Source organism: Streptomyces sp. NPDC001515 (assembly GCF_053597115.1).
The window spans coordinates 109,234-126,778 of the sequence record NZ_JBSFHN010000016.1 but is presented as its reverse complement, the minus strand read 5'-3'; the positions used below and the strand labels follow the sequence as shown (position 1 = coordinate 126,778).

Annotated in this window: 20 protein-coding genes; 13 read left to right on the top strand and 7 right to left on the bottom strand. The window is 73.1% G+C overall.

Going from position 1 to position 17,545, the window contains the following annotated elements; translation table 11 throughout:
• Positions 1-30: 30 nt before the first annotated feature.
• The 4 genes from ACWCXC_RS18760 to ACWCXC_RS18745 form a co-directional block, all read right to left on the bottom strand.
• A complete protein-coding gene (locus tag ACWCXC_RS18760) occupies positions 31-1,275 on the bottom strand; it encodes an ROK family protein (RefSeq protein WP_450681318.1) in 1,245 nt (414 codons plus the stop codon).
• A gap of 93 nt (positions 1,276-1,368) precedes the next feature.
• Complete coding sequence (locus tag ACWCXC_RS18755) at positions 1,369-1,992, bottom strand: DUF305 domain-containing protein (protein ID WP_450889991.1); 624 nt, start codon at positions 1,990-1,992, stop codon at positions 1,369-1,371.
• A 26-nt stretch (positions 1,993-2,018) separates the two neighbouring features.
• The gene (locus tag ACWCXC_RS18750; RefSeq protein ID WP_450681317.1) at positions 2,019-2,669 is read right to left on the bottom strand and encodes a DUF3105 domain-containing protein; all 651 of its coding nucleotides are present in this window, start codon (positions 2,667-2,669) and stop codon (positions 2,019-2,021) included.
• A gap of 131 nt (positions 2,670-2,800) precedes the next feature.
• Entirely contained in the window at positions 2,801-3,229 is a 429-nt protein-coding gene (locus ACWCXC_RS18745) for a hypothetical protein (protein ID WP_450889916.1), read from the bottom strand.
• A 113-nt stretch (positions 3,230-3,342) separates the two neighbouring features.
• Here ACWCXC_RS18745 and ACWCXC_RS18740 point away from each other — a divergent pair, with 113 nt between their 5' ends.
• The 3 genes from ACWCXC_RS18740 to ACWCXC_RS18730 all read left to right on the top strand — a co-directional run bounded on the left by ACWCXC_RS18740 (position 3,343) and on the right by ACWCXC_RS18730 (position 6,586).
• The gene (locus tag ACWCXC_RS18740; RefSeq protein ID WP_450889914.1) at positions 3,343-4,230 is read left to right on the top strand and encodes a phospholipid scramblase-related protein; all 888 of its coding nucleotides are present in this window, start codon (positions 3,343-3,345) and stop codon (positions 4,228-4,230) included.
• 167 nt (positions 4,231-4,397) lie between these two features.
• On the top strand, positions 4,398-6,083 hold the full coding sequence (locus ACWCXC_RS18735; protein WP_450889912.1) for an FUSC family protein: 1,686 nt from the start codon (positions 4,398-4,400) through the stop codon (positions 6,081-6,083).
• Complete coding sequence (locus tag ACWCXC_RS18730) at positions 6,080-6,586, top strand: MarR family winged helix-turn-helix transcriptional regulator (protein WP_450681313.1); 507 nt, start codon at positions 6,080-6,082, stop codon at positions 6,584-6,586. The genes ACWCXC_RS18735 and ACWCXC_RS18730 overlap by 4 nt, the downstream gene beginning before the upstream one ends.
• Positions 6,587-6,625: 39 nt before the next feature.
• Here ACWCXC_RS18730 and ACWCXC_RS18725 read toward each other — a convergent pair whose 3' ends face one another.
• On the bottom strand, positions 6,626-7,399 hold the full coding sequence (locus ACWCXC_RS18725; RefSeq protein WP_450889910.1) for an IclR family transcriptional regulator: 774 nt from the start codon (positions 7,397-7,399) through the stop codon (positions 6,626-6,628).
• A gap of 475 nt (positions 7,400-7,874) precedes the next feature.
• Here ACWCXC_RS18725 and ACWCXC_RS18720 point away from each other — a divergent pair, with 475 nt between their 5' ends.
• The 6 genes from ACWCXC_RS18720 (at position 7,875) to ACWCXC_RS18695 (ending at position 13,945) form a co-directional block, all read left to right on the top strand.
• On the top strand, positions 7,875-9,485 hold the full coding sequence (locus tag ACWCXC_RS18720) for a sensor histidine kinase (protein ID WP_450681311.1): 1,611 nt from the start codon (positions 7,875-7,877) through the stop codon (positions 9,483-9,485).
• Positions 9,482-9,889, top strand: a complete 408-nt coding sequence (locus ACWCXC_RS18715; protein ID WP_450681310.1) for a roadblock/LC7 domain-containing protein — start codon at positions 9,482-9,484, stop codon at positions 9,887-9,889. The genes ACWCXC_RS18720 and ACWCXC_RS18715 overlap by 4 nt, the downstream gene beginning before the upstream one ends.
• Positions 9,886-10,257: a DUF742 domain-containing protein gene (locus tag ACWCXC_RS18710; RefSeq protein ID WP_450681309.1), complete on the top strand. Its 372-nt coding sequence runs from the start codon at positions 9,886-9,888 to the stop codon at positions 10,255-10,257. The genes ACWCXC_RS18715 and ACWCXC_RS18710 overlap by 4 nt, the downstream gene beginning before the upstream one ends.
• Entirely contained in the window at positions 10,238-10,852 is a 615-nt protein-coding gene (locus ACWCXC_RS18705) for a GTP-binding protein (protein WP_450681308.1), read from the top strand. The genes ACWCXC_RS18710 and ACWCXC_RS18705 overlap by 20 nt, the downstream gene beginning before the upstream one ends.
• Positions 10,853-10,929: 77 nt before the next feature.
• Entirely contained in the window at positions 10,930-12,495 is a 1,566-nt protein-coding gene (locus tag ACWCXC_RS18700) for a cytochrome P450 (protein ID WP_450889907.1), read from the top strand.
• Between the two features lie 103 nt (positions 12,496-12,598).
• Entirely contained in the window at positions 12,599-13,945 is a 1,347-nt protein-coding gene (locus ACWCXC_RS18695; protein ID WP_450681306.1) for a 6-phospho-beta-glucosidase, read from the top strand.
• A gap of 8 nt (positions 13,946-13,953) precedes the next feature.
• Here the strand turns inward: ACWCXC_RS18695 and ACWCXC_RS18690 are convergent, their stop codons facing one another.
• Both ACWCXC_RS18690 and ACWCXC_RS18685 read right to left on the bottom strand, forming a co-directional pair.
• The gene (locus tag ACWCXC_RS18690; RefSeq protein ID WP_450681305.1) at positions 13,954-14,394 is read right to left on the bottom strand and encodes a hypothetical protein; all 441 of its coding nucleotides are present in this window, start codon (positions 14,392-14,394) and stop codon (positions 13,954-13,956) included.
• Complete coding sequence (locus ACWCXC_RS18685) at positions 14,388-14,846, bottom strand: ATP-binding protein (RefSeq protein WP_450681304.1); 459 nt, start codon at positions 14,844-14,846, stop codon at positions 14,388-14,390. Before ACWCXC_RS18685 ends, ACWCXC_RS18690 begins: the two co-directional genes overlap by 7 nt.
• A 204-nt stretch (positions 14,847-15,050) precedes the next feature.
• On the opposite strand from ACWCXC_RS18685, the gene ACWCXC_RS18680 reads away from it, so the two are divergent.
• The 4 genes from ACWCXC_RS18680 (at position 15,051) to ACWCXC_RS18665 (ending at position 17,514) form a co-directional block, all read left to right on the top strand.
• Positions 15,051-15,911 (top strand): helix-turn-helix domain-containing protein, encoded by an 861-nt coding sequence (locus ACWCXC_RS18680; RefSeq protein WP_450681303.1) that lies wholly within the window; start codon positions 15,051-15,053, stop codon positions 15,909-15,911.
• The gene (locus ACWCXC_RS18675) at positions 15,912-16,148 is read left to right on the top strand and encodes a DUF397 domain-containing protein (RefSeq protein ID WP_383638467.1); all 237 of its coding nucleotides are present in this window, start codon (positions 15,912-15,914) and stop codon (positions 16,146-16,148) included.
• Between the two features lie 71 nt (positions 16,149-16,219).
• Positions 16,220-17,026, top strand: coding sequence for an SAM-dependent methyltransferase (locus ACWCXC_RS18670; protein ID WP_450681302.1), 807 nt, complete (start codon positions 16,220-16,222; stop codon positions 17,024-17,026).
• Positions 17,027-17,073: 47 nt separating this feature from the next.
• Positions 17,074-17,514, top strand: coding sequence for a YchJ family protein (locus ACWCXC_RS18665; RefSeq protein WP_450681301.1), 441 nt, complete (start codon positions 17,074-17,076; stop codon positions 17,512-17,514).
• Positions 17,515-17,545 lie beyond the last annotated feature (31 nt).

The window sequence follows — 17,545 nt, the reverse complement described above, 5'->3', positions numbered from 1 at the left end:
CCGCGGCCCCCCTCCGCGTGCGCCCCGGCCTCAGGCCGTGGCCCGCCCCGCGTACGCCGCCGGGTCGGCCAGCACGTCCGTCATCACCAGGGCCGCCGCACCCCGGGCCGCGTCGCCCGCGACGGACGAGGCACGGAGCCGGCCGCCACCCGGCGTCCACAGCCCGGACACCACCCGGCCCGTCAGCTCCTCGTCGGCCGGCGGGGCCAGCCACGGCATCAGGCTCCGGTAGATCCCGCCGAGCACCACCGCGTCCGGGTCCAGCAGATTGACCGCCCCCGACAGCACCCGGCCGAGCATCCGGCCCGCCTCGGCGACCGCCGCCACCGCCCGCGCGTCCCCGGCCCGGGTGCGCCGCTCCAGTTCGATCACGCCCGCCCCGGTGCCGCTCTCCGGGACCCCGGCCGCCCGCAGGAGCGCCGCCTGACCCGCGTACTGCTCCAGACAGCCCCGTGAGCCGCACCGGCACTGCGGACCCGCCGTGTCGACCACCACATGGCCGATCTCCCCGGCGAAGCCGTGCGCGCCGCGCAGCAGCTCGCCGTTGATGACCAGGGCGCCGCCGACACCGATCTCACCGGTCAGATAGAGGAAGGTCCGCACCCGCCCCAGCCCGCCGAACCACAACTCGGCCAGGGCCGCGAGGTTCGCCTCGTTCTCCGAGGTGACCGGCAGCGGCTCATGCCCCGGGCGCTCGGCCGCCAGCGCGGCGGCGAACAGCTCCTCGGCCGGCACCTGGTTCCACCCCAGGTTCGGGGCCTGGCGCACCGAGCCGTCCGAGACCAGGCCGGGCAGGGCCAGGGCCACCCCGACCGGGTGCAGTTCCTGCTCGCGCGCCGACTCCAGGGTGCGCGCGGCGATCCGGGCGGCCCGCGCCAGCACCTCGCCGGGCGGGGCGCCCCGGTTGTCGAGGTGCTCGGTGAGCCGCACCCGGCCGGTGCCGGCCAGATCCACGACGCACACCGAGACGTAGTCGATGTTGATCTCGACCCCGAGCCCGGACGGCCCGGTGCGGGCCGTCTTCAGCGCGGTCCCGGGACGGCCCGCCTGGCCGCTGAAGGTCTTGCCGGACTCCGTGAGGAACCCGCTGTCGATCAGCTGCTCGACCAGCGAGGACACCGCGGCCCGGGTCAGCCCCACCCGCGCGGCCACCCCGGCCCGGGTGGCCTCGCCCCCGTCCTCGTCCCGGACGGCCCGCAGCACGAGGCTGAGATTGCTGCGCCGGACGGTGTCCTTGTCGGCCTTGGGCCCCAGCGGCGTGAGGTTGCTCTTCATATCGGTCCCGAGCCTATGCGATGCCGTACGCCAGTACGGGCGGGATGTCCCGGTCCCGGCCGCGTACGGCGGGGACCGGGACCGGGGCCGCGCTCAGGCGCCCGCCCCATGCTCCTTGAGCATGTCCGCCATGAGCGCGATCTCCGACCGCTGGCCGAGCACCATGCCGGAGGCGAGGTTGCGGATCTCCTCGGTCCGGGCCGAGGAGGCGGCGGCCTGCGCCATCTCCGCCCCGGCCTTGTGGTGCGCGGTCATCAGCTTCAGGTACATCACCTCGGCGGCCCGGCCCTTCGCCCGGCGCAGTGCGTCCAGTTCGGTGCGGGTCGCCATGCCGGGCATGAGCGCGCCGTCGCCGCGCGGGGTGACGGTGTGCCCCATCCACTCCATGGGCGGTCCGGGCGAGCTCTTCGCCCGGCCCCAGGTCTCCAGCCAGCCGAGCATCATGCCGCGCTGGTTGGCCTGGGTGTTGATGATGTCGTACGCCAGCCGGCGCACCGCCTCGTCCGAGGTGCGGTCCCGGACGATGAACGACATCTCGACCGCCTGCTGGTGGTGGACCGACATGTCACGGGCGAAGCCGACGTCCGCCGAGGACTCGGCGGGCGCGGCCGAGGACGAGGCGGCGGCCTTCGGCGCGGACGAGGACGCCGGGCGCGCCACCATCACGACCACCAGGACCAGCGCCAGCAGGAGCACCGCCCCGCCGGCCAGCAGCATCGGCCGCGAGGTGCGGTCGCCGGCGGTCACTGGGACAGCCCGCCCGTGCAGGCGGCGCCCGGCTCGGGGGTCTGCGCGCCCTGGACGTACTTGGTGAAGAACTGCGCGACCCGGGGGTCGGACGCGTTCTTCACGGCCAGCTGCTTGCCCCAGGCGCTGAGCATCAGCGGCGATCCCTGGTCCTCCAGCGGGCTCATCAGCGAGTACGGGGTCGCCGACACCTTCTTCTCCAGCGCCTTCACGTCGTCCGCGGCGGCCTTGCTGGTGTACGTGACCCAGACGGCACCGTGCTCCAGCGAGTGGACGGCGTTCTCCTTCGGTATCTCCTTGCCGTACACGTCGGCGTCGCAGTTCATCCAGACCGGGTTGTGGTCGCCGCCCACCGGCGGGTTCATCGGGTAGTCGACCTTCTTCTCGACGTGGTTCTGGGTGAGCTTGTCCCAGCTCTTCTCGCCCTCGACGGGCGAGGCCTTGGCGGCCGTCTCGGCCTTGTCCTGCTCGTCGGCGGCGTTCATCAGATAGCCGCCCCCGACGACGAGACCGGCCACCACGACGACGGCGGCGGCGATGGTGAGGACGCGGCTGCGGCGCTCACGGGCCCGCTCCTGGCGGCGGGCCTCCTCCAGCTTGGCGCGGCGGGCGGCGGAGGCGGAGTTCTGGTTCTTGGCGGAAGCCATGGGGGTTCCTCGGGATTCGGTGACACGGACGGGACGCGGGCACGCGGCGGCCGCTCCCGTGGGGGAGAAGGACGCCGCGGTCGTCGGGGCGGGCGCGGTCCGGAGGAGGGCATGCGCCGGCCCGGGGCGTCCTAGATCCGTTGCACCTGGAGGGAGAGGTGGTCGACGTCGCCGACGGCGTCGTTCGACGGGCCGCGGATGGCGGCGGCACCGGAGAGCGGCGCCGGGGCGAGCGACACGGCGGCCGTGGGCAGGGCCACGGGGGCGGGCTGGACGGGCAGCACGACCGGGGCCGAGTGCTCGGCCGTCCCGCTGCACGAACTGCCCGGACCCCGCTCGCGCGGGGCGTCGATCACCACGACGTCCACGGCGTCCCCGTGCACCGGGGGAACGGCCCAGACCGACGCCGGGGCGAAGGGCGCGGGCCCCGCGGAGGGGGCGGGATGCCCCAGGTCCAGCGAGCAGCACATCAGCAGGGCGACGAGGGCGAACGCCCAGCCGAGCAGCACGGACGCGCGGGCGCGCCGCCGTCGCTCGGTGCGTTCGCTCAGCCAGGTCACCCGCGCATGATACGTGGTGTGTGAAGTTTCAATCAGGGCGAGGCCGGACCGGTGAACCTGTGGATCGCCGGACGAGGGGTTCACGTTTCGGCCGGGCGGGATACTGTGCCCCGGTGACCACGCACTCGAACGTATCTGCGGGCTGGTATCCGGATCCGCACGGCGCGCCCCAGCTGCTGCGCTACTGGGACGGCTCCCAGTGGACCGAGCACACCAACCCGGCAGGCGGTCAGCCCCAGGCCCAGGCACAAGCCGCGCAGGCCCTGGCCCAGGTGCCGCAGCAGCACCAGCCGCAGCCGGCCGCGCAGCAGTACCAGCAGCAGGCGCCCGCCCAGCAGCACGCGATGCCGCAGCAGGCCGTTCCGCAGCAGCAGGGCGGCGTTTCCGGCGCCCCCGGTGCCGGCTCGCTCTTCAATCAGCAGGTCCTGGTCGTGAACCAGAAGGCCAAGCTGATCGAGGTGACGAACGAGTACAGCGTCTTCGACCAGCAGGGCAACACGATCGGCTCGGTCGTCGAGGTCGGCCAGAGCGCACTGCGCAAGGTGCTCCGCTTCCTGACGAGCGTCGACCAGTTCCTGACGCACCGGCTGGAGATCCGCGACGCCTACGGGCAGCCGCAGCTCCTGCTGACGCGCCCGGCCAAGTTCATCAAGTCCAAGGTCATCGTGCAGCGCCCGGACGGGCAGCCGGTCGGCGAGATCGTCCAGCAGAACGCCATCGGGAAGATCAACTTCGCGATGATGGCCGACGGCCGGCAGGTCGGCGCGATCAAGGCGGAGAACTGGCGGGCCTGGAACTTCGCGATCGTCGATCACAACGACGCCGAGATCGCCCGGATCACCAAGACCTGGGAAGGTCTCGCGAAGACGCTGTTCACCACGGCCGACAACTACGTCCTCCAGATCCACTACCAGCTTCCCGAGCCGCTGCTGAGCCTCGTGGTGGCGACCGCGCTGACCGTCGACACCGCCCTGAAGCAGGACTCCCGCGGCCTCGGCTGAGCCCGCGACCGCACCATCCGTACGCCGCCGCCCGCGTCCCCGCCCATGAGCCGGGGGCGCGGGCGGTCGCGTGTGTGGGGAAGAGCCGCGCTCGCGTGCACGGGAGGCGGTCGGCGGTCGTCCACCGACAGGTATTTCACGGGTGTAATACCTGTTAAGGTGTATGAGTGAGTGATACATCTATCCGGTCCCGGCAGCCCTCCGTCCGCCGCATCCCGCTGGTGGCGCCGCTGCGTCTGGCCCGCCCCTCGGACATGTGGTTCAAGCCCGCGACCAGCGTGGTGGTCGCCACGGCCATTCCCAACCTGGTGCTCTATTCGCTGGACCGCCTCGACCTCGTGATGTACACGATGGCGGGCTCGCTGTGCGCGCTGTACGGCCACAACCTGCCCTACGCGCGCCGCGCCCGGACCGTCGTCGGCGTCGTCCTCGGCATGATCGCCGGGCTGGCCGTCTCCCTGGTCACGGCCTCGCTCACCGGCTCGACCGCTGTGCTGATCGCCGTCGGCGCCCTCCTCGCCGCCGGGCAGAAGCTGCTCTGCGACGCCACCCGGGTCGGCCCGCCCGGACCGGTGATCTTCACCTTCGTCAGCTCCGCCGCGCTCTTCGCCCCGCAGCGGCTCGGCCAGGTCCCCGCCCATCTCGCCCTCACCCTCGCCGCGGGCGCCGTCTCCTGGCTGGTGACCGTCGCCCCCGCCCTCGTCCGCCGGGAAGGGCCCGAGCGCCGCGCCACCGCCCGCGCCCTGAACGCCGCCGCCGCGTACGCCGACGCCCCCGGCCACCGCACCCGCCGCGCCGCCGTCCTCGCCGTGCACGCCGCCTGGCAGACCCTCCTCGCCGCCGGCCGCCCCACCCCGGTCCGCCGCGCTCTGGAACGCCTCGTCGTGCACGCCGAGACCGGCCTCTTCGATGGCGACCGCACCGGGGACCGGGGCGCCGCCGACGCGGCGCGGCTGCGCGACTGGGCCCGGCGCACCCGCGCCCGCGGCCCCGTTCCCACCCCCGAAGCCGCCCCCGGAACCGCCGAGGAACTCTTCGGTCTCGACGCCGAACGCGCCGCCCGCGCCGCGTCCCCGCGCGCCCTGCTCCGCCGCCTCGCCCCCGGCTCCCCCCTCCTGCCCGTCGCCGCCCGCACGCTCGTCGGCTGCGCCCTGGCCGGATACGTCTGCTCGGCCGTCGGCGTCGGCCGCCCCTACTGGGCCATCGTGACCGCCGCCTCCCTCTACCAGGCGAACATCACGCTCTCCTGGAACCGCACCCTCCAGCGCACCCTCGGCAATCTGATCGGGGTCCTGGTCTTCGCCGCGGTGCTCCCGCTCACCCGCCTCGACCCGCTGGTCCTGATCGCCTTCTGCCTCTTCTTCGGCTTCGCCGCCGAGGCGCTGATCACCCGCAACTACTGGCTCGGCTCGATCGCCGTGACCCCGATGGCGCTCCTCGTCCTGGAGTACGCCGGCAGCCACCCGGCCGGTGAACTCATGGGCGACCGGGTCCTGGACACCGTGATCGGGGCCGCCGTCGGCTTCCTCGCCGCGGCCCTGGTCACCAACCGGCGGGCCGCAGGCCGCGTCGAACAGGCCCTGGCCGCCACCGAGCGCGCCCGCGCCCACGCCGTCCGCACCCTCGCCGAGCCCACCGCGGACCCCGCCGCCCTCGACGCCGCCCGCCGCCGGCTCACCGGGTCCCTCGTCGAACTGCGCGAGGCGGACGACACGGCGTCCGGCGAATGGTGGCAGCGCGCCCTGCCCCAGGAGGCGGTGCTCGCCGCCGAGCAGGCCGGACACCGTACGCTCGCGGCTACAGCGAACCGTCGGGGGTCCACGGCCCCGGCCCAGGAGAACGGAGCGATGTGACCGACGACATCGTCGCCTCGGTGGTACGGCAGTGGCGGGCCGTCAATCCGGAACTCGACACCGGACCGATGGAGCTCATCGGCCGCATCAACCGCTGCTCCGCCCTGCTCCAGCAGGCCGAGGACGCGCCCCTGCGCGAGGCCGGGCTGACCCGCGCCGAGTTCGACCTGCTCGGCGCCGTACGGCGCACGGACCGCGCGCTGACCCCCGGGGAGCTGGCCCGGGAGACCTTCTCCTCGGGCGCCGCCGTCACCAAACGGCTGCGGGTCCTCCAGGAGCGTGGACTGCTCGACCGCCGGGGCGACGCCCGCGACCGCAGGGTCGCCCATGTCCACCTCACCGAGGAGGGGCGCGCCCTGGTCGACGGACTGCTGCCCCGCCAGCTCGCTTACGAACGCGCGGTGCTGGCCGGGCTGGACGCCGGAACCCGCGAGCGGCTCAGCGCCCAGCTCAGCGAACTGCTGGTCCAGCTGGAGGGCCGCATCGGGGGCGCCCGCCGCTGAGGCCGTCGCCGCCCCGCCGGGCGGGCCGGAGCCCCGCCGTCAGGGGGCGTCCGGGGCCCCGCGCCGCCCCTCCGCCGCGCACGACCGCCGCAGCTGCTCGGCCAGGCGCGCCAGTTCGCCGTCGCCGCCCCGGTGCGCCGGAGCGCACGCCGTCAGTGCCAGCCGGTCGCGCCAGGTGGCGCCGGTCAGCGGGACCGCGACCTCGTACACCCCGTCGACCGCCTCGCCCCGGCCGAAGGCATGGCCCCGCTCCCGCACCTCCGCGAGCGCGTCGAGCAGCGCCGACCGCGAGGTGAGGGTGCGGGGCGTGACCGCCTCCAGCCGTTCCGCCGGATACAGGGCGCGGATCTGTTCGACGGTCAACCGGGAGAGCAGCAGTTTGCCGCCCGCCGTGGCGTGCGCCGGGCGCGTACCGCCGGGCTCGGGCGCCACCCGTACGGGATGGCCGGACTCCCGGGCGTCGGTGACCACGGTCCGGTCGCCCAGCAGCGCGACGCTCCGCACGGTCTCCCCGGTCCGCCGCACCGCGTCGTCGAGCACCGCGCCGGCCCGTTCCCGTACGGCGGGATCGAAGCCGGCCGGCCGGCCCAGCCGGACCAGCTCCGGTCCCGGCCGGTAGCCCCGGGCCGAGGCGTCGCGGACCACGAAGTCGCGTCCCTCCAGCGTGCTCAGCACCCGGTGCGCGGTGGAGCGGCCGACGGCGAGGAGCCCGGCCGCCTCGGTCACGGTCAGTGCGTCGTGGGTGAGGAACAGACGCATCATCCGCAGCCCGGTGTCGAGCGATTCGATCGTGTAGTCCCGTGCCCGACCCATGGGATATGTGTTCCCCTCTCCGCCCCGGACGTGCCCCGCCACCCCTGCGGTGGACAGGTTTCTGTTCCTTTCGATCCGCTTCGATCACATGTGCGCTCGTCCCGTGGTGCGGGACGGATGTGGTCGGGCGGAGGTTGCGTTGGAGCCGTATCACCGTACCTCCCGGGTGAGTTGACGTTCTGACGTCCTGTCTGGCGGGACACCCGCGGGTGTTTTCTCCTGATTGCCGCCGTCCGTCACTCCCCGCACACGCGTGTTGGCGTTCCGTGCAAAAACTCGTGAGTGTATTACCGCGCGCGGCCTCGCGCAGGGGGTTGGGTGAATGTGCCGAAGCACTGTTTCGATCTGACTAAGCTCACGCGCAGTGAAGTCGAGTTGCCACGAAATTCGCGTGCTTGTTCCCTATGTGCCTGCGCGCACCGATACGGCGCCGTACTCCATGATTTCTTCCCGAATCAACCGCCAGAGGTTCTAGATGGCTCGTGTTGAATCACCGCCGACCGACGGGGGAACACCCGTCGTCCGTGCCCTGTTGCTGCCCGTGGTCACGGTGGCCGGAGCAACCGCCGCCGCCATGGCGCTGGTTGCCGAGGCCGCCCGCATACCGGTCGCCGTGTGCGGTGCCGTCACCGCCGCCGTGGTCCTCGCGCTCAGCTACCGGCTCGCCCGCCGGACGCGGACGATCCGCCGCCAGCGCGCCCACTACGAACAGCGCGTCACCGCGCTGGAGCGGCGCATCGCCACCCACGACGAAGAGACCGTGCGCATCAGCAAGGAGCTGCTGCCGGCCGCGATCCACCGGCTGCGCGTGGGCAACTCGCCGGACGAGGTGCTGCGCGACGTGGTGGACGGCGACCCGGTCTACCGCCATCTCCCGGACGCCCAGCGCTCGCTCGTCTACACGGTGCTGGACATCATCGACAACGAGGAGGCCACCAGGGACTCCGCGCAGCGCGCCTTCGTCAACGTCGCCCGCCGCGTCCAGGCGATCGTCCACCGCCAGGCCAGTGAGCTGCGGGAGATGGAAGAGCACCACGGGCGCAACCCCGACGTCTTCGACGACCTGCTCCGCATCGACCACGGCACCGCGCTGATCGGCCGGCTCGCCGACTCCATCGCCGTCCTCGGCGGTGCCCGGCCCAGCCGCCAATGGCCCAAGCCGGTGCCGCTGTTCAGCGTGTTGCGCGGCGCGATGTCGCGCATCCTGGAGTACCCGCGCGTCGATCTGCACTCGATCGCCAAGGTCGCCATCATCGGCACTGCGGTCGAACCGCTCATCCACGCCTGCGCCGAACTCCTCGACAACGCGACGCGCTACTCGCCCCCGCAGACCCGCGTCCACGTCACCGCGGTCGAGGTCCAGACCGGCATCGCCATCGAGATCGAGGACGGCGGCGTCAGCCTCAGCGAGGAGGCCCGCGCCCGCGCCGAGAACATGCTCGCCCGCGCCCAGGCCGGTTCCAGCATGAACGACCTCGGAGAGTCGCCGCGCCTCGGCATGGCCGTCGTCGGCCGGCTGGCGCGCATGTACGACCTCCAGGTCTCGCTGCGCCAGTCCGCGTACGGCGGGGTCCGCGCGGTGCTCATCGTGCCCCGCTCCATGATCACCACCGGCCCGGCGCCCGGCATCGCCCACGGCATCGGCGCCACCTCGCGCCCCACCAGCGACATCGACCTCGCGGACATCAAACACGTCGTCCCGGCCCGCAGCACCCACCGCAAGCCGCGTCCCGCCGCCACCCGGCCCGCCACCGGACCCATCGCCTCCGACCCCCGCCCGGCCACCCCGGCCGTCGCCATGGAGGACGAGGTCCCGGTCGTCACCGAGTGGACCGCCGGCGGCCTGCCACAGCGCCGCAGCCGCGGTCGCGCACCGCTCGGATCGCACAACCTGCCCGCCCAGGCCACGGACTCCGGTGCCGGCCGCACCAACGGCCACGGACGGAGCAACGGCCAGGACGGAGCCAAGGAGCCGCCGCCCGGCATCTGGCTGGAGGCGTTCACCAAGGCCGCCAACGGAGTGCCCCAGGAGCCCAAGGCGGACGAAGACTCTGACGATGCGTGGGACAAGGGAGACCTGAAGTGATCCAGCAGCGGGGCAACATGGACTGGATGCTCAAGGAGCTCGCCGACGACGTCCCCGACGTCCACCAGATCGTGGTCCTCTCCGCGGACGGGTTGCGCATCGCCCAGCACGGCGGCGACCCGGACGTCGCCGACCGGCTGGCGGCGGCCTGCGCGGGGCTGCAGAGCCTGGCCGCCGCCGTCGCCTCGGAGATCCCGTACAGCGACGGCCGGATGCGGCTCGTCGTCATCGAGGTCACCGGCGGCTTCTTCTATCTGATGGCCGCCGGGACCGGGGCCTACCTCGCGGTGCTCGCCGGGGAGACCGTCGACGCCGGGCTCGTCGGCGCGCGGATGCGCGACATGGTCGTACGGATCGGGGGCCACCTCACGAGTCCGCCCCGGCACGACGGGCAGACCGGATGAACGCTCCCCGACGAGAGCGCCGCACGGCCGACCCGGCACTGAGCGATCCGGAGCGGCTGTACGTCATCACCGGCGATCCCGACGGCAGCGAACGGGCCGCGCTCGACCTGGTCACGATGGTCGTGGCCAAGGCGCAGCCGAGCCCGACGGTCCAGCCCGAACAGGCCGTGATCCTGCGGCTCTGCCAGGCACCGTTATCCGTCGCGGAGATCTCCGCCTACCTCGGTCTGCCCTTCAGCGTGGTGACCTCGCTCCTCACCGAACTCCTCGCCTCGGAACTGATCGAATCGCGCGCGCCGATCGTCCGCGCGACCCTCCCGGACAGGTCCCTCCTCGAAGCGGTGATGCATGGACTTCAGAAACTCTGACACGATCACGGGCCCCCGCAGCGAGGACGTCCTGCCCACCACGGCCACCGCCGCGGTGAAGGTCGTGATCGTCGGAGGGTTCGGGGTCGGCAAGACGACCATGGTCGGCTCGGTCAGCGAGATCCGGCCGCTGACCACCGAGGAGACGATGACCCAGGCCGGGGTCGGCGTCGACGACAACTACGGGGTGGAGAGCAAGACCGCCACCACTGTCGCGATGGACTTCGGCCGGATCAGCATCAGCGAGGAACTGATCCTCTACCTGTTCGGCACCCCCGGACAGGAGCGGTTCTGGTTCCTCTGGAACGGGCTCTTCGAGGGCGCGCTCGGCGCCGTCGTCCTCGTCGACACCCGCCGCCTCGAAGTCAGTTTCGACGTCATCGGACGGCTGGAGGAGCGCGGCGTCCCGTTCGTCGTCGCGATCAACACCTTCCCCGGCGCTCCGACCCACCCCGTGGAGGCGCTGCGCGCCGCACTCGACCTGCCGGACGAGGTTCCGATGGTCGACTGCGACGCCCGGCTGCGCACCTCCAGCCGCGATGTGCTGATGACCCTGATGCGTTATCTGCACAGCCTGGCCGTCCCCCTCGGCTGACCCCAGCCCCGGTGCGCGCACCCCCGCGGCGCACCCGCCATCCGTACCGACCCGGCAGTCTCATCCCTGGAGCGATCGTGACAACCCCCTTCCACTACGAGCCCGGCGAGGCCTCGGGCCCCTTGCCGCCGCCCGGGTGCCCGGCCCACGACCTGGGCGTCGGCCCCGGCGGACTGCGCCGGTTCTACGGCCCGGAGGCCGAGCGCGACCCGCACGGCCTGTACGACAAGCTGCGCGCCGAGCACGGCCCGGTCGCCCCCGTCCTGCTCCACGGGGACGTGCCGGCCTGGCTGGTCCTCGGGCACAGCGAGAACCTGCACGTGACCCGTACGCCCTCGCAGTTCTCCCGCGACTCCCGCCGCTGGCGGGCGCTGCAGGACGGCAGCGTGGCCCCGGACCACCCGCTGGCCCCGATCTTCACCTGGCAGCCGATCTGCGTCTTCGCCGACGGCGCCACCCACGAGCGTCAGCGCGGCGCCGTCACCGACTCCATGAACCGGATCGACACCCGCGGCGTGCGCCGTCACATCAACCGGTACAGCAATCGGCTCGTCAACGACTTCTGCCGGAAGGGCCGCACCGACCTGGTCGCGGACTTCGCCGAGCGGCTGCCCATGATGGTGATGTGCGCGATCCTCGGGATGCCCGAGGAGTACGACGACCGCATGGTGCAGGCCGCCCGCGACATGACCCGGGGCACCGCCACCGCCGTCCAGAGCAACGCCTACGTGCTCGCCGCTCTGAACCGCCTCGTCGAACGCCGCCGGCGCGAACCCGCCGACGACTTCGCCACCTGGCTCGTCGAGCACCCCGCCGCCATGACCGACCAGGAGGTGGCGGAGCATCTGCGGCTCATCCTGATCGCCTCCTACGAGGCCACCGCCAACCTGATCGCCAACGTGCTGCGCATGGTCCTCACCGACCCCCGGTTCCGGGCCCGGCTCAGCGGCGGTCACATGACGGTCCCCGAGGCGGTGGAGCAGACCCTCTGGGACGAACCGCCGTTCACCGCCGTCTTCGGCCGCTGGGCCGTCGGCGACACCGAGCTGGGCGGCCAGCGCATCAAGGCGGGCGACGCCCTGATCGTCGGCATCGCCCCGGCCAACACCGACCCGGTCGTCCGCCCCGATCTCAGCGCCAGCATGGACGGCAACCGCGCCCATCTGGCGTTCAGCGGCGGCCCGCACGAGTGCCCCGGCCAGGACATCGGGCGCGCCATCGCGGACGTGGGCATCGAGGCCCTGCTGATGCGCCTGCCCGATCTCGAACTCGCCGTCGACGAGAGCGAGCTGCGCTGGGTCGGCAACATCATGAGCCGCCATCTCATGGAGCTCCCGGCCGAGTTCGGCGCCCGCGCCCCCCAGGACGACCGGGAGCCGCCCTCCATGGGCAAGCCGGCCCAGTCCGTCCGCCAGGACTGGGAGGTGCAGTCCGCAGTGCGCCACCAGCCGCCCACCCCGGTCCGCGCCACGCCCGCCCCCGACCCGGCGGAGGCCGGTGCGGTCACCGCCCCCGACGGTGCCACCGTCACCACCGACGGGTCCGCCGCCGGCTCGGCCGCCGGGATGATCCCGCAGCAGCGCAGGCCCGGCGGTCCGGCGCGGCTCTGGCGGGTCGTCACCCGCTGGTGGACCGGCTCCTGACCGGTCGCACCGGCCGGGGCCCGGGGAGGCGGGGCGAGAACCCGCCGCCCCGGGCCCCTCGCGTCACCACCCGCCGCACCCGCCCCACGTACCATGCGGAAGCGTGAAGCTCACCATTCTGGGCGGCGGCGGATTCCGGGTTCCCCTGGTGTACGGAGCGCTGCTCGCCGACCACGCCGAGGGCCGGGTCACGGCCGTCACCCTCTACGACACGGACGCGGGGCGGCTGGCCGCCGTGGCCCGGGTCCTCGCCGAACAGGCCGAGGGCGTCGCGGACGCGCCCGCCCTCGTCGCCACCACCGATCTCGACGAGGCGCTGCGCGGCGCCGACTTCGTCTTCTCCGCGATCAGGGTCGGCGGGCTCGCGGGGCGGGCGGCCGACGAGCGGGTCGCGCTGGACCTGGGCGTGCTGGGGCAGGAGACGGTCGGCGCGGGCGGGATCGCCTACGGGCTGCGCACCGTGCCCGTCGCCGTCGCACTGGCCCGCCGGATCGCCCTGCTCGCCCCCGGGGCCTGGACCATCAACTTCACCAACCCGGCGGGCCTGGTCACCGAGGCGATGTCCCGTCATCTGGGCGACCGGGTCATCGGGATCTGCGATTCGCCGGTGGGTCTCGGCCGGCGCATCGCCCTCGCGCTGGGCGCCGACCCTGCCCGCGCCCGGATCGACTACATCGGCCTCAACCATCTGGGCTGGGTGCGCGGGCTGTACGTCGACGGGCACGATCTGCTGCCCCGGCTGCTGGCCGACCCGGAACTGCTCGGCGGCTTCGAGGAGGGGCGGCTCTTCGGCGCCGACTGGCTGCGCTCCCTGGGCGCGATTCCCAACGAGTACCTGCACTACTACTACTTCAACCGCGAGGCGGTCCGCGCCTACCAGGAGGCGGAGCGCACCCGGGGCGCCTTCCTGCGCGACCAGCAGGAGGGGTTCTACGCCCTGATGAAGGACCCGGCCACCCCCGCCCTGGCCACCTGGGACCGCACCCGCGCCGAGCGCGACGCCACGTACATGGCGGAGAACCGGGACGCGGCCGGTGCCGGGGAGCGCGACGACAGCGGGATGGACTCCGGAGGCTATGAGCAGGTCGCGCTCGCCCTGATGCGGGCCGTCGCCCGGGACGAGCGGACCTCGCTGATCCTCAACGTCCGCAACCGCACCACCCTCGCCGCCCTCGACGCGGACGCGGTGATCGAGGCACCCTGCCTGGTCGACGCCAACGGTGCCCACCCGCTGGCCGCCGACCCGCTCCCGTACCACGCCGTCGGGCTGGTCACGGCGGTGAAGGCGGTGGAGCGGGCGGTGCTCGACGCGGTGGACGGCGGTTCCCGGGCCGACGCGGTCAAGGCGTTCGCGCTGCACCCGCTGGTCGACTCGGTCTCCGTCGCCCGCCGGCTGCTGGACGGCTACACCGAGGCGCACCCAGGGCTCGCGTACCTGCGCGCGCGGTAGCGGCCCCGTCAGGGCGTCGGGACCACCCGGCGCCCGCCCGGCGGCGTCCAGGACGGAGCCACCCCGGTCACCTGGCAGACCATCAGGTACAGCGGGATGGGCGGGGTGTAGGGCGTCCGGCTGTCGGGCTGGTGGATGAGCCGGGGCCGCACCGCGGGCACGCAGGCGCCCCGGGCGTACGCGGTCTGCGCGGGCCAGTCCAGGTCCTGGTCGGAGCCGGCCGGGACGATCCACCACCACTGGTCGGCGTCGGCGAAGACGCAGCCGGTGCGCGGCAGATGGGACAGCAGCCGGAATCCGTAGCGCGCGGGCACCCCGACCGCGTCGCAGCCCAGACTGGCCGAGAGGGTGTCCGGAACCGGCAGCCGGACCCGGCCGGGTCCCGACGGGCGGGCGGCCTCCCGGGCGCGCCGGGAGCCGAACAGATGGGACATGGCGTTCTTCAGCATGAGTGCTCCGAGCCGTGCGGCAGTTCCGCCCAGACGATGCGGCCCGAGCCGTCCCGGGCGTCGCGGGACCCCCAGGCGCTGCACATCGCGTCCACGAGCAGCAGACCGCGTCCGTGCTCGTCGTCGCCGCCCGCGTGCAGCCGCGGGCCTCCGGGCTGGTGTCCTTGGTCCTGTACGGCGATGCGCAGCCCCCGGTGCAGGCGGTGCAGCTCGCACACGACGCGGTCGCTCGCGGTGTGCACCACCGCGTTGGTGACCAGCTCGGACACGATGAGGACCGCGGCCTCGTACGTGTCGCCGCCCAGCCGCCAGGCGTCCAGCCGGGCGCGCGTCAGACGGCGGGCACCGGCGACCGACTCGGGGTGCGCGGGCAGCGCGAAGCAGTACCGGAGCGCTTCGGTCCCGGGGCTGAGGTCCATGAGCCGGGGGATGAGCGCACTGCCAGGTGCCACGACCGATCCTCACAGTGGGGGCTGTGTCACGCTTCGCGATCTTCCTGGGAAGGGCGGGGCATGACGAGTGAACTGGTTCACTCCCCAACTCTCCCCCTGTCGTGAACACTTGGCAAGGGGCACTCTGAAATTTCCAGAGTGACTGTGTTCTTGATGGCGGGCGCATGGCACACTGCTGCCAAACAGCGCATGGGGAGGTCTGAAGTGAGCGAACCGCGGTCCGCCCCGACCGTGGGCCAGGTCGTTCTCGGAAAGCGCCTGCAGGAACTGCGGGGCCGCGCCGGCCTGAGCCGCGACGAGGCCGCCAAGGTGCTGCGCGTCGCCCCCGCGACGGTCCGCAGGATGGAGACCGCCGAGGTCGCGCTCCGGATCCCCTACGTCCAGGCGCTGCTGAGGGCCTACGGAATCTCCGAGGAGGAGACCGACGCCTTCGTCGACCTCGCCGAGGAGGCCAACAAACCCGGCTGGTGGCAGCGCTACCACGATGTCCTGCCCGACTGGTTCAGCATGTACGTCAGCCTGGAGGGCGCCGCCAGCCTCCTGCGCATGTACGAGCCGCACTTCGTCCCCGGACTGCTCCAGACCGAGGACTACGCGCGTTCGGTCATGCGCACCGGGGCGGTCGGCCAGACCAGGCCCGAGGACATCGAACGCCATGTGGCGCTGCGCATGCAGCGGCAGTCCCTGCTCACGCGCCCGGACGCCCCGAGGCTCTGGGTGGTGATGGACGAGACGGTGCTGCGCCGCCCGGTCGGCAGCCCGCAGGCCATGCGCGCCCAGGCCGACAAGCTGCTCGAAGCCACCGAGCTGCCCCATGTGACGCTCCAGATCGCGGAGTTCTCCACGGGGCACCACCCCGGCACGTACGGCCCGTTCGTGCTGTTCCGGTTCGCCGTCCCGGAACTGCCGGACATGGTCTACAGCGAGTACCTGACCGGGGCGGTCTACTTCGACGCCCGCCCCGAGGTGGCCTCGTACCTGGAGGTCATGGACCGCATGGCGGCCCAGGCCGCCACTGCACAACGCACGAAGGAAATCCTCCGGGACTTCCGCAAGGAGCTGTGAATGACGCCCATATACAACGGCATGCCGGCCGCCGACCTCGGCGACGAGGGCTGGTACAAGCCGTGGAGCGGTGGCAACGGCGGCAACTGCGTCGAGGCGATGAAGCTCTCCGACGGCCGGATCGCGATGCGCCAGTCCGCCGACCCCGACGGCCCCGCCCTCATCTACTCCCACCGCGAGATCGCCGCCTTCATCCAGGGAGCCAAGGCCGGACAGGCCGACTTCCTGCTGACCTGACGGGCGGTGCGCGCACGGTTCGCGCGACCTCCACCCCGCCGTACGCCGACCACCGATCCAAGGAGCGCGCCATGACCGGGCACGAGCCCCCCGTCGAGATCGACACCAGCAAGCCGCATCCCGCGCGGATGTACGACTGGTTCCTCGGCGGCAAGGACAACTACCCGGTCGACGAGCAGATGGCCCGCCAGCTCCTCGCCCTGGACTCCCGGGGCCGCGACATGGCCCGGGTCAACCGGGCGTTCATGCACCGGGCCACCCGCTGGCTCGCCGAGGACGGCATCCGCCAGTTCCTCGACATCGGCACCGGCATACCGACCGAACCCAACCTCCACCAGATCGCCCAGCGCACCGCGCCGGACGCCCGGGTCGTCTACTGCGACAACGACCCGATCGTCCTCGCCCACGCGGCGGCCCTGCTGCGCTCCACCCCCGAGGGAGCCACGGAGTACATCCAGGCCGACGCGCGCGAGCCCGGCACGATCCTGGAGGCGGCCGGCCGGGTCCTCGACTTCGACCGGCCGATCGCCCTGTCGATGCTGGCCCTGCTGCACTTCATCGACGACGAGGACGGCGCCGCCGAACTGGTCGGCCGGCTGGTCGACCAGCTCGCCCCCGGCAGCTACCTCGTCCTGTCGCAGACCACCGGGGACTTCGACCCGGAGGGCGCGGCCCGGGCGGTCGAGCTGTACAAGGCGCGCGGGATGGCGCTGCGCCCGCGCAGCCGGGCCGAGTTCTCCGCGTTCTTCGACGGTCTCGACCTGGTCGAGCCCGGGGTCTCGCTCTCCGCCGACTGGCATCCCGAGCTGGGCGAGGTCATCGAGGTGCCGGGCGACGAGCCGATCCCCGGGTACGCGGGCGTGGCCCGCAAGCGCTGACCGGCCCGGCGGCGGGGGAGCGGCCGGGCCCGGGGGAGAATGGACCCATGTCCCGACGCACCGCACGCCCCCGCAGGCCCGCCGCCCCTCCCGCCCCCCGGATCACGGCCGGCTCACCGTGCCCCTGCGGGCTGCCGTCGTCGTACGCGGAGTGCTGCGGGCGGTTCCACGCGGGCGAGCCGGCGCCCACCTGCGAGGCGCTGATGCGCTCGCGCTACTGCGCCTTCGTCGTCCGCGACACCGGATATCTCCTGCGCACCTGGCATCCGGACCACCGCCCGGCCGTCCTCGATCTGGACCCGGAGCAGCGCTGGGAGGGGCTGGAGATCCTGGAGACGGCGCAGGGCAGCGCCTTCCACACCACCGGGACCGTCACGTTCCGGGCGCGGTTCACCGTCGGCGGGCAGTCGGACGCGCTGTACGAGAAGAGCCGCTTCGTCCGGTACGAGGGCGCCTGGGTCTACGAGACGGCCGTCTTCGCCGACTGAGACCGGCGCCGGGCGCGCTTCCGGCCGCCCG

Bases quoted from the DNA above. Each gene is read 5' to 3' on its own strand.
- ACWCXC_RS18760 (WP_450681318.1), bottom strand. From the start codon at position 1,275: ATGAAGAGCAACCTCACGCCGCTGGGGCCCAAGGCCGACAAGGACACC.
- ACWCXC_RS18755 (WP_450889991.1), bottom strand. From the start codon at position 1,992: ATGCTGCTGGCCGGCGGGGCGGTGCTCCTGCTGGCGCTGGTCCTGGTG.
- ACWCXC_RS18750 (WP_450681317.1), bottom strand. From the start codon at position 2,669: ATGGCTTCCGCCAAGAACCAGAACTCCGCCTCCGCCGCCCGCCGCGCC.
- ACWCXC_RS18725 (WP_450889910.1), bottom strand. From the start codon at position 7,399: ATGGGTCGGGCACGGGACTACACGATCGAATCGCTCGACACCGGGCTG.
- ACWCXC_RS18720 (WP_450681311.1), top strand. From the start codon at position 7,875: ATGGCTCGTGTTGAATCACCGCCGACCGACGGGGGAACACCCGTCGTC.
- ACWCXC_RS18710 (WP_450681309.1), top strand. From the start codon at position 9,886: ATGAACGCTCCCCGACGAGAGCGCCGCACGGCCGACCCGGCACTGAGC.
- ACWCXC_RS18705 (WP_450681308.1), top strand. From the start codon at position 10,238: ATGGACTTCAGAAACTCTGACACGATCACGGGCCCCCGCAGCGAGGAC.
- ACWCXC_RS18690 (WP_450681305.1), bottom strand. From the start codon at position 14,394: ATGCTGAAGAACGCCATGTCCCATCTGTTCGGCTCCCGGCGCGCCCGG.
- ACWCXC_RS18675 (WP_383638467.1), top strand. From the start codon at position 15,912: ATGACGCCCATATACAACGGCATGCCGGCCGCCGACCTCGGCGACGAG.
- ACWCXC_RS18670 (WP_450681302.1), top strand. From the start codon at position 16,220: ATGACCGGGCACGAGCCCCCCGTCGAGATCGACACCAGCAAGCCGCAT.
- ACWCXC_RS18665 (WP_450681301.1), top strand. From the start codon at position 17,074: ATGTCCCGACGCACCGCACGCCCCCGCAGGCCCGCCGCCCCTCCCGCC.